Annotated in this window: 1 protein-coding gene; it reads left to right on the forward strand. The window is 69.4% G+C overall.

All coding sequences use genetic code 11. The features are described 5' to 3' along the window. The coding region (locus V2J85_RS40410; protein ID WP_330824365.1) for a DegT/DnrJ/EryC1/StrS family aminotransferase at nt 1-376 on the forward strand (376 nt) is incomplete at its 5' end. Between the last annotated feature and the right edge of the window lie 107 nt (nt 377-483).

The raw sequence follows: 483 nt of genomic DNA on the forward strand, positions 1-483 counted from the left end.
CGTCCTGGACGCGTTCTCCTCGACGGTCGACCCGACGCTCGACGAGGACCTGCACCTCTACTACCGGCACAACCTCCTGGTCCCCGAAGCGTGGGCGGCCCGGGGCCGCGACGAGCTGATGGACGTGCTCGCCCACCGGTACGGGGTCGGCAGCATCGTCTCCGACCCCGTCACCTACCTCGGCCACGACCTCATCCGCACCCACACCACCGGCCAGCACTGCCCGCGCGCCGAACAGCTCGCCGCCCGCCTGCTGTGCCCCTGCCTCCACCCGCAGATGACCGAGGACGAGGAGGCCCAGGTACGCGACGCGATCCGCCGAGCTGTCGCCGACATCGCCCAGCTCCAGCCCGCCACCGCCAAGGAGAACGGCTGATGCCTCAGCTCAAGAAGGAAATCGACGGCATCCGCGACCGGGAGATCCACCTGGTCGACCCGTACGAACTGAAGGACCCCGGCGGACTGCTGCGGATGGTCTTCATG

This window comes from Streptomyces bugieae, from assembly GCF_036352915.1.
Lineage (GTDB): Bacteria > Actinomycetota > Actinomycetes > Streptomycetales > Streptomycetaceae > Streptomyces > Streptomyces endophytica.